The 9,303-nt window shown below is 68.3% G+C and carries 6 protein-coding genes and 3 pseudogenes; 3 read left to right on the top strand and 6 right to left on the bottom strand.

Annotation, left to right across the window (positions count from 1 at the left end):
* The first annotated feature begins 151 nt into the window (after positions 1-151).
* Positions 152-634: a hypothetical protein gene (locus AC2W7M_RS13535; protein WP_486132796.1), complete on the top strand. Its 483-nt coding sequence runs from the start codon at positions 152-154 to the stop codon at positions 632-634.
* 11 nt (positions 635-645) lie between these two features.
* Here AC2W7M_RS13535 and AC2W7M_RS13530 read toward each other — a convergent pair whose 3' ends face one another.
* Positions 646-1,095, bottom strand: a complete 450-nt coding sequence (locus AC2W7M_RS13530) for a DNA polymerase III subunit chi (RefSeq protein WP_486132795.1) — start codon at positions 1,093-1,095, stop codon at positions 646-648.
* A gap of 342 nt (positions 1,096-1,437) precedes the next feature.
* Here AC2W7M_RS13530 and AC2W7M_RS13525 point away from each other — a divergent pair, with 342 nt between their 5' ends.
* Positions 1,438-2,010, top strand: coding sequence for a hypothetical protein (locus tag AC2W7M_RS13525; RefSeq protein ID WP_486132794.1), 573 nt, complete (start codon positions 1,438-1,440; stop codon positions 2,008-2,010).
* Between the two features lies 1 nt (position 2,011).
* On the opposite strand, the gene AC2W7M_RS13520 is transcribed toward AC2W7M_RS13525, so the two are convergent.
* The 3 genes and pseudogenes from AC2W7M_RS13520 to ffh form a co-directional block, all read right to left on the bottom strand.
* Positions 2,012-3,505: a leucyl aminopeptidase gene (locus AC2W7M_RS13520; RefSeq protein WP_486132793.1), complete on the bottom strand. Its 1,494-nt coding sequence runs from the start codon at positions 3,503-3,505 to the stop codon at positions 2,012-2,014.
* Positions 3,506-3,680: 175 nt separating this feature from the next.
* On the bottom strand, positions 3,681-4,043 hold the full coding sequence (gene rpsP, locus AC2W7M_RS13515; RefSeq protein ID WP_486132792.1) for a 30S ribosomal protein S16: 363 nt from the start codon (positions 4,041-4,043) through the stop codon (positions 3,681-3,683).
* Between the two features lie 168 nt (positions 4,044-4,211).
* Positions 4,212-5,751: pseudogene (ffh, locus tag AC2W7M_RS13510) on the bottom strand (signal recognition particle protein).
* Positions 5,752-6,133: 382 nt separating this feature from the next.
* Here ffh and AC2W7M_RS13505 point away from each other — a divergent pair.
* A pseudogene (locus AC2W7M_RS13505) lies at positions 6,134-6,658 on the top strand (polysaccharide deacetylase family protein); the annotation flags it as partial.
* Positions 6,659-7,101: 443 nt separating this feature from the next.
* On the opposite strand, the pseudogene AC2W7M_RS13500 reads toward AC2W7M_RS13505, so the two are convergent.
* Positions 7,102-8,531: pseudogene (locus AC2W7M_RS13500) on the bottom strand (DUF1254 domain-containing protein).
* Positions 8,532-8,810: 279 nt separating this feature from the next.
* Positions 8,811-9,303: anti-sigma factor (locus tag AC2W7M_RS13495; protein ID WP_486132791.1), on the bottom strand; the 493-nt coding region annotated here is incomplete at its 5' end.

The following is a 9,303-nucleotide window of genomic DNA, read 5'->3' as shown; positions in this document are numbered from 1 at the left end:
TCAAGGACGCGCGCCGCGCCGCGGCGGACTTCGCCGGCCTCGCGGAAGAGGCCGAGGCCAAGGCGCGGGCGGCGGTGGTGGCGCATCCGCTGGCGCTGGTGGCCGGCTGCCTCTTCGCCGGTTTCGTGCTGGGGAAGATCTGGAGACGGCGATGAACGACATGGACACGCTGGTGCGCAATCTGCGCATCCTGCTGAAGGCGGACCTCATCATCGCCGAGCTCGCCATGCGGCGGCTCGCGGCGCGGTCGGTGCTGTTCGTGTTCGCCGGCCTCGTGGCGGCGAGCGCGTTCGGCATGTTCGCCTTCGCCGGCTTCCTGCTGCTGGAGGAGGCTTACGGCACCAAGGCCGCGGCCGCCATCAGCGGCGGCGTGGGGCTGGTGGTGGCGCTGGTGCTGGTGCTGATCGCCTCGTCCATCAAGCCGGGCCGCGAGGATCAGGTGGCGACCCAGGTGCACGAGGCGGCGCTGCTGGCGGTGAGCACCGAACTGAAGGTCGTCGGCGGCCAGGCCCAGCGCCTCGCCGCCTTCGTCCGCTCGCCGTTCGACACCGCGCTGCCGAGCATCGCCCTCACCCTCTTCGGCTATGTCATGAAGATGCTGCGCGGCCGCGGGGGCGGCGGCGCCTCCGGCTGATCCAGCTTCCCTCAGGCCTTGCGCACCCAGCGCCCGCTCTCGTCCTGCTGCCAGTAGGTGAGGGCGGCGCCCAGCGCCTTCGCCTCCTTCCAGCGCGCGCGCGCGGCGGCGACCTGCTCGTCGTCGCGCCCGTCGAAGAGATAGACCAGGCGCTCATAGGGCGCCGGGTCGGGCAGGGCCACCCCGTCCACCAGGAAGCGCACCGTCGCGCCGTTGGGGTTCGCGTCGGAAGTCGCGATCAGCACTGGCTGGCGCTCCGGCTGCGGCTGCGCATCCGTGCCGTGGGGCAGGAAGGACGCCTCGCTGTAGGTCCACAGATGCGCGTCGAGCGCATCGCGCCGCTCGGGTGAGCCGCACTCCACCACGCACCGCCAGCCGCGCTCCAGCGACTTCTCCAGCAGCGCCGGCAGCACCGCTTCGAGCGGGCGGCGTTCGAGGTGGTAGAAGAGGATTTCTGACATAACCTGTGGTAGAGTATCCGAATTGGGGGAGACGACCAATGCGCGCTCGGCTTGCCTTTTTCGTTTGCCTGCTGGCTGTCAATCCAAGTTTTGCCCAGGCCATCAAAGACTGCCCGAATGGGGCGAACAATTGCAACGGTTGCGCAGATGGCCGTACCGGCTGTTCGGGCGCTGGGTCGGGGCCGGGCGCAGCCCCGCCTGCTCAATCGTTGCCCGGTATCACGCCATTTCCGGGCACGCCAGTAAATCCAGGTCCCGCGCCACTGCTAAAACCGTCAGAGCTCAAAAAACTTGAGAATATCGGATCAGAAAAAATTCGCAATACTCAATAATCTGAGCCAGGTGATTATCGTGGAGTATTTAAATATTTATAAGGTGGCGCTGCTTTATGGCTTGGCCCCCTTTCTCGTCTCGATCGGGGTTGCCGTGGGCCTAGCCATTCTGATCGGGCGGCTATTGCGGTTCAGCCTCACGACCCTCGTTCCCGTGTCCCTTGCGTTCTCTGCCATCGGCGCCGCGACGGGCTATTTCATGGGTGCAAGTCGCGACAGTGCCGTGGCTGCCGTCGCGCCCGCCATCCTGACATTCGTATCCGGCGTCGTCGCTTATCAGTTCGCCAAGCGCGGGGAAACGTTGGAGCCGCTGCGAAAAGTGCTGCCGCTGGCCATCAGCTCGATGTTCCTCGCCTCGGTCGTTTCTGCTTCGCTGGCATCAGCCGGGAGGCAAGGCACCGAATTATACACGCGTTACATGGATGAATTCTACAAGAACCAAACTCTGAATAATGAAGTTCTGAGAAAGGAGCGTCTGCTGCGGTTCGAGAAGGTGACGCTGCCCATTGAGCTTGAGCAATCCAAGCGGGCGCTGGGATCGCCCGATCCAGCGCCCGTGCTTGTGCCTTCGCCGGCACCTTAGCTCACCCCTCGTAGTGATCCTTCACCAGCTGGTTGAGCAGGCGCACGCCCCAGCCCGAGCCCCAGCTCTTGTTGATGTCGCTCGGCGGCGAGGACATGGCGGTGCCGGCGACGTCCAGGTGCGCCCAGGGGGTCTTGTCCACGAAGCGCTGGAGGAACTGCGCCGCCGTGATCGAGCCGGCATTGCGCCCGCCCGTGTTCTTCATGTCGGCGAACTTCGAATCGATCAGCTTGTCGTATTCCGGCCCGAGCGGCAGGCGCCACACCTTCTCGCCGGTCTCCTGGCCTGCCTTGGCGAGGCGCTGGGCCAGTTCGTTGTCGTTGGAGAACAGGCCCGCATGGTCGGTGCCCAGCGCCACCAGGATGGCGCCGGTCAGCGTCGCGAGGTCGATCATGAACTTCGGCTTGAAGCGCTCCTTGGCGTACCAGAGCACGTCCGCCAGCACGAGGCGGCCCTCGGCGTCGGTGTTGACGATCTCGATGGTCTGGCCGGACAGCGAGGTGACGATGTCGCCGGGGCGCTGGGCGGCGCCGTCGGGCATGTTCTCCACGATGCCGATGACGCCCACCGCATTCACCTTCGCCTTGCGGGCGGCGAGCGCATGCATGAGGCCGGTGACGCAGGCGGCGCCGCCCATGTCGCCCTTCATGTCCTCCATGCCGGCCGCGGGCTTGATGGAGATGCCGCCGGTGTCGAAGGTCACGCCCTTGCCGATGAAGGCGACCGGCGCCTCGCCCTTGGCGCCGCCGCGCCACTGCATGACGACGACGCGGCTCTCCTTGATGGAGCCCTGGCCGACGCCGAGCAGCGCGCGCATGCCGAGCCGGGCGAGGTCGGCGTCGTCGAACACCTCCACCTCGACGCCCACTTTCTTCAGCGCCTCGGCGCGGCGGGCGAATTCCGGCGGGTCGAGCACGTTCGGCGGCTCGTTGACGAGGTCGCGGGCGAGGATCACGCCGTCCGCCACCGCCGCCTTGGCGGCATAAGCGCGCTTGGCCGCCGGCTCGTCGGACACCAGCAGCGTCACGGCGAGCGCGCCGCGCTCGGCCTCGTCCTTCTTCTTGGTCTTGTAGTGGTCGAAGCTGTAGCTGCGCAGGGCGATGCCCAGCGCCACCTCGGCCGCGTCGTCGGCGGAGACCTTGGCGCCGGGCAGGTCCAGCACCAGCGTCGCCTCGCGGGCGGAGGCGGGGATCTTGCCGGCGACGAGGCCGCCGAGCTTGAGGAAGTCGGCGCTCTTCAGCTCCTTGGCCTTGCCCACCGAGATCACGATCAGGCGCGGCGCCTCCAGGCCGGCGGGCGCCAGCAGATCGAGGCCGGTCCAGGCCTTGCCCTTGTAGCGCTCGGCATCGAAGGCGCGGGTGAGCGCGGCGTCCGCGCCCTTCACCAGCTTCTGCGTCGCCGCGCCGAAGGCGAGGCTCTCGTCGGTGAGGACGACGACGACGCCCTTCGGCGCCGCGCTGTGCTTGGCAAACGAGACGGTGACGGGCTCGGACATGAAGGGCTCCAGGCGGGGACTGCGGCGCGCGCGGCGCAGGACGATCTTTGGCAGAGCGAGACGCCGCAGCGGCACGTTCCTTGGCGCGCGTCATCCCCCGGACAAGCCGGGGCATGACGGTGCGGTCAGGCAATAGCGGCGGCGACCATCAGGCCGGGCCGCTCACGGGGAGCCCTCAGGCGCCGGCTTCCTCGGCGGGGGCAGCGGCCTTCTCGGCCTTCTCCTTGGCGCGCTCCTTGGCCTTCTCGCCGGGCTCGGCCTTCTTCGGGTTGTTCTTCGCCTCGCGCTTCAGGAGGCCGGCGGCGTCGAGGAAGCGGGCCACGCGGTCGGTCGGCTGGGCGCCCTTGTCGAGCCAGGCCTTGGCCTTCTCGGTGTCGAGCACCACGCGCTCGGCCGCATCCTTGGCCAGCAGCGGGTTGAAGGAGCCGATCTTCTCGATGAAGCGGCCGTCGCGCGGCGAGCGCGAGTCGGCGACGACGATGCGGTAATAGGGACGCTTCTTGGCGCCGCCACGGGCGAGACGGATCTTCAGGGACATTTTCAGTTTCCTTGCGTTTCAGTGTGTTCGGAACGGTTTTCTTGAGCCGTCATGCCCCGGCTTGTCCGGGGTATCCACCCGTCCGCCGGGCTGACCTTTGGAAGGTCCGCTCCGGCCCACGGTGGACCCCCGGACAAGCGGGGGGTGACGGCAGCAACTGGGGAACGGTCACTTCTTCTTGCCGGGCCCTCCCAATCCAGGAAAGCCCTTCGGCAGGCCGGGCAGGCCGCCGGGGAAAGTGGGGGGCAGGCCGCCGCCCCGGCAGGCCGGGGAAGTTCGGCGGCAGGCCGCCGCCGGGCGCGCCGCCAGGCATCTTCTCGGCCATCTGCTTGAGCATTTCGGGGGAGGGGCCGCCGCCGCCCATGCCCATCATGCCGGCAAGGCCCGCGAGCGGACCGCGCTTGCCGGCGGCGCCGCCCATGGCCTTCATCATGTCGGCCATCTGGCGGTGCATCTTCAGCAGGCGGTTGATTTCCTCCACCTTGGTGCCAGAGCCGGCGGCGATGCGGCGCTTGCGCGAGGCGTCGAGCAGCTTCGGCGCCCGGCGCTCCTTGGGCGTCATGGAATTGATGATCGCCACCTGCCGCTTGAACAGCTTGTCGTCGAGATTGGCGCTGGCGATCTGGTTCTTCACCTTGGCGACGCCGGGCAGCATGCCCATGAGCCCGCTCATGCCGCCGAGCTTCTGCATCTGATTGAGCTGGTCGCGCAGGTCGTCGAGATCGAACGCGCCCTTGCGCATCTTCTCGGCGACGGCCTTCGCCTTCTCGATGTCGATGTTCTCGGCGGCCTTCTCGACCAGCGCGACCACGTCGCCCATGCCGAGGATGCGGCCGGCCACGCGGTGCGGATCGAAATCCTCCAGCGCGTCCATCTTTTCGCCGGTGCCCAGCAGCTTGATGGGCTTGCCGGTGACGGCGCGCATGGAGAGCGCGGCGCCGCCGCGGCCATCACCATCCGCGCGGGTCAGAACGATGCCGGTGAGGCCGACGCGGCCGTCGAAGGCCTTGGCGGTGTTCACCGCGTCCTGGCCGGTGAGGCTGTCGGCGACCAGCAGCACTTCGTGCGGCTTGGTGGCGGCCTTCACCTCGGCCACCTCGGCCATCAGGCCTTCGTCCAGCGTCACGCGGCCGGCGGTGTCGAGCATCACCACGTCGTAGCCGCCGAGCTTCGCCGCCTCGATCGCGCGGCGCGCGATCTGCACGGCGGACTGCCCGGCGACGATGGGAAGGGTCGCGACCTCCACCTGCTTGCCGAGCGTCGCCAATTGCTCCATGGCCGCCGGGCGGCGGGTGTCGAGCGAGGCCATCAGCACCTTGCGCTTGCCGCGTTCGGTGAGGCGCTTGGCGATCTTGGCGGTGGAGGTGGTCTTGCCCGAGCCCTGCAGGCCGACCATCAGGATCGGCACCGGGGCGGGGGCATTGAGGTCGATGGGGTCGGCGTCGGAGCCGAGCGTCGCCACGAGTTCGTCGTGGACGATCTTCACCACCATCTGGCCGGGGGTGACGGACTTGATGACCTCCACGCCCACGGCGCGCTGGCGCACCCGGTCAGTGAAGGAGCGCACCACGTCGAGCGCCACGTCCGCCTCGATCAGCGCGCGGCGCACCTCGCGCATGGCCTCGCCGACGTCGGCCTCGGTGAGAGCGCCGCGCCGCTTCAGCTTGTCGAGTATGCCGCCGAGGCGGTCGGAAAGGGTATCGAACATGAGCGTCCGTGGGTTCGGGTTTCACGCGCGGCGGCGCCGCGCCGCCCGTCCGCGCATCGGCATGAAAGCCAACGCAAAGCACGCCCGAGGGCGCAACGCGCTGTCGGGCGGTGACCTCCGGGCACGCGGCCCGGTCGGCGGATCGGCAGGGCCGTCCTCGTGAAGGCGTGGTGGATAGCACCTTTGGCGGACCGGCGCAAATCCGCGCGTGCCTTCATGGCTTCACAATTTATCGACACATCATGTGAACAGTCGGGTGCAGAGAGCGCGATATGATCGCGATCGGCACCGTTTCGGGGGAACCCTGATTGTGAAGACCATTCTCAGGCTGTGCGCCATCCTGGCTGCCGGCACGCTGGGGCTTTCCTCCGCATCTGCGCAGATGATGGGGCCGCCCCCGGCTGCCGCTGCGGCCCCCGCCGCCAGCGCGCCCGCCGCCAGTGCACCGGCAAAGCCGGCCAAGATCACGTCCTATTCGTCCATGCACGTGGACGGGCCCTATATCGCCATCACCTTCGACGACGGGCCGAACCCCGAGACCACGAACAAGCTCCTGAAGATGCTGGAGCAGCGCGGCATCAAGGCGACCTTCTTCGTGCTCGGCAGCCGCGCCGTGCAGAGCCCGGAGATTCTCAAGCAGATGGTGGCCCAGGGCCACGAGGTGGAGAACCATTCCTGGAACCACCCGATCCTGCCGAAGGTCAGCCTCGCCGAGGCGGACCGCCAGATCACCCAGACCAACGACGCGATCGAGACCATCACCGGCAAGAAGCCGCGCTATCTGCGCCCGCCTTATGGCGCCATGTCGCCGTCGCTGCGCAAGCACATCGAGGACAAGTATGACCTGACCTTCATCTACTGGTCGGTCGATACCCTCGACTGGAAGAACAAGAGCCCCGACAAGATCTACGAGCTGACCATGAAGCAGATCGGGCCGGGCGGCATCATCCTCGCGCACGACATCCACCCGACGACGGTTCAGGCGATGCCCAAGGTGCTCGACGCGCTGCTCGCGCGCGGCTTCAAGTTCGTCACCGTGACCGAGCTGATCGCCATGAACAAGCCGGAGCCGCCCAAGGTGGCGGCACTCAACCCCGCGCCGCCCAAGAAGCCGAAGCCCGCCGCGGCCGGCGCCGCGCCGGCCCCCAAGCCCAAGCCCAAGCCGGTCGCCACCACCGGTTCCGCTCCGCGCCCCGCCCGCCACCCCGGTGCGCAGCACCAGCGGCGCCGGTATCGGGACCGGGCTCTACTGATCGTCTCCCCGAATGAAGAAGGGCCTTCCTGCGCCGCAGGAAGGCCCTTCTTCTTTGCCGCCGTGGCCGGGCACCGGGCGCGCCGGTGCCCTCAGGCTCAGCTCGCCTGCGTGACCGCGGGGATGCTCCAGGTGCCGTCGAGGATCGACGGGTTCTCGGGGTTGGGCCAGTACAGGCGCAGCATCAGGATGAACTTGCCGGCCGGTGCCGGCAGCCAGTTGGATTCTTTGTCCGCGCCGGGGCTGTCCTTCTGGAGATAGAGGTCGACGGAGCCGTCCGGATTGGTCTTCAGGTCCTGGCGCGGGCTGATGGAATAGCGGTTCAGCGCGTTGGGCACGAAGAAGAACGAGCCGTCATACATGGTGAGCGACCAGAAGCCCTTCGCCGGCGGGAGCTGGCCCTTGGGGAAGCGCATCACATATTTCTTGGAGCCGTCATAGGCGCTGCCGTTCGCGGCCTTCTCCGAGGTCGGGTAGACCGCGTCCTGCGGCCGGTTGGCGCCGAGGCCGATGGCGGTGATAAGCGCGCGCATCAGGTAGTCGGTGCCGTATTCGCCCGTCTTCGTGGTGAAGGTCCAGCCGTTGACGGTCTTCACGGCATCATTGATCTTGAACTGGATCATGATGCGGTCCTGCGCGATCTGCGGGATGCGCTTGGCGAAGTCCGCCTTCAGCTTCGACTTGTCGAACGGCTTGCCCGGCACGAGGCCGATGGTCGCGAATTTCGCGAGCGCGGGGCGTCCGCCGCCGCCGGCGGGTTGGTCATCATCAGCTCGGCGAGCAGGGTGAAGAACTCCACCGCGCTCATGGCGTTCACCTGCTCGCGCACCGCCGTCTTCATGTCGGTCTTCGGGTTCACCTTCCCGGCCAGCGGGGTATAAGGCTTGCCGTAGGCGCTCAGCGGCACGAGGCTCACCTGGTCCTGCAGCGCATGGACGGCGGCATAGTCCTCCGGCGTGCCGGTGCAGTAGATGCGGCCGAGGATCCACACCATCGCGGTGGGCGACTTGTACTGCGTCACGCCCGCGGGCAGCGTGCCGGTCCAGCCGGGCCCGGTGATGGCGTAGGTCTGCGCGCCGGTGCCGGTGGTGCGCTTGCCGGGCACCTGGAACACGTTGGTCCAGCCGTCCAGCATCGGGAACAGGAAGTAGCGGTCCTTCATGTCGGGGATCGAGAGCACGTACGGCTCCTTGCCCAGGTCCACGAAGGCGGTGGTGTAGAGCGTGTCGGCATTGGGCGCGGTCACGTCGCGGAACGCGGCGTTGGGATATTCGCGCATGCGCACAAGCTGGCCCATGGGCGCGCGCGTGCCCTTCGGGGCGGCGACGTTGGTCATGACGCGGCGCGTCATCTCCATGGTGACCAGCGGATAGCCGTAGATATAGGCGTCGGTGGCGGTCCAAAAATCCTCCAGCCCCGCGCCGACGCTGCGCAGGCCGTCGAACGCCGCCTGGGCCGGCGCGCCGCCGAGCGTCGTGGCCAGAAGGCCGAGGCCTCCCAAGGTGGCGTCGCGCCGCGAAATCGTCATGCGTCTTCTCCCTGGATCTGGTGCCGGCGGGCGGGTGCCCGAAGCACCGGCGCGGATCAGCCCGCGCGGTTGCATTTCCCGCAACCTCTATGTCAGCCGCAGGGCGAACGCGCTGACGATGTTGACTTAGTCTTTGATATTTCGGGCCAATATGATCTGCCGCCGGGTTCCCCGACGTCGGCGTCGTGGAGGTATGAACGGCCTGAAAATGGGGCGGGATGGGGCGGGATGGGGCGGCGCGGCGCCGTCTTCCATCCCCGGCGGCCCCCTCGCCAGGCCTCACAGAGGCGCGCTGGTCGTGCCCTTCATGAGGATCGGTCCGGTGGGCCGGCCGATGGGCGAGCCAGCGCTCGGCTCCAGCGTGATCTCGAACAACTGGTCCGGTCCCGTGGCGGGCAGGCGGCCGAGATCGAGCCGCACGGTCCGGGCGCGGTCCAGAAGGCCGATCGAGACCGGTCCCCGGCCGCGGTCCTGCAAGGTCCAGACCTCCAGCGCGCGGCCCTGCGGCACGTCGATGGCGCGCAGCGGAATGAGCTCGGCGGTGCCGTCGCCGAAGGCATTGACCACCGCGGCAGGCTGATTGTCGGGGGTCAGCAGCACGGCGACGAAGACCGGCTTGGGCGTGCCGCCGGGCCCGCCGATGCCGAGCCCGATCGCCAGAACCAGGGCAGCGGCGCTCGCGGCAAATCCGGCCGTGCGCCAGAAGGCGAGGCTCTCCCAGAAGCCGGCGAACCACGGCGTGGGACGCGCGGCCGGGCCCGGCGCAGGGCGA

The sequence above is a fragment of the Xanthobacter sp. BG11Y11_SDJG genome (assembly GCF_057364445.1).
Note: the sequence above shows the minus strand (reverse complement) of the source record. Positions and strands in the feature narration are given on the sequence as shown.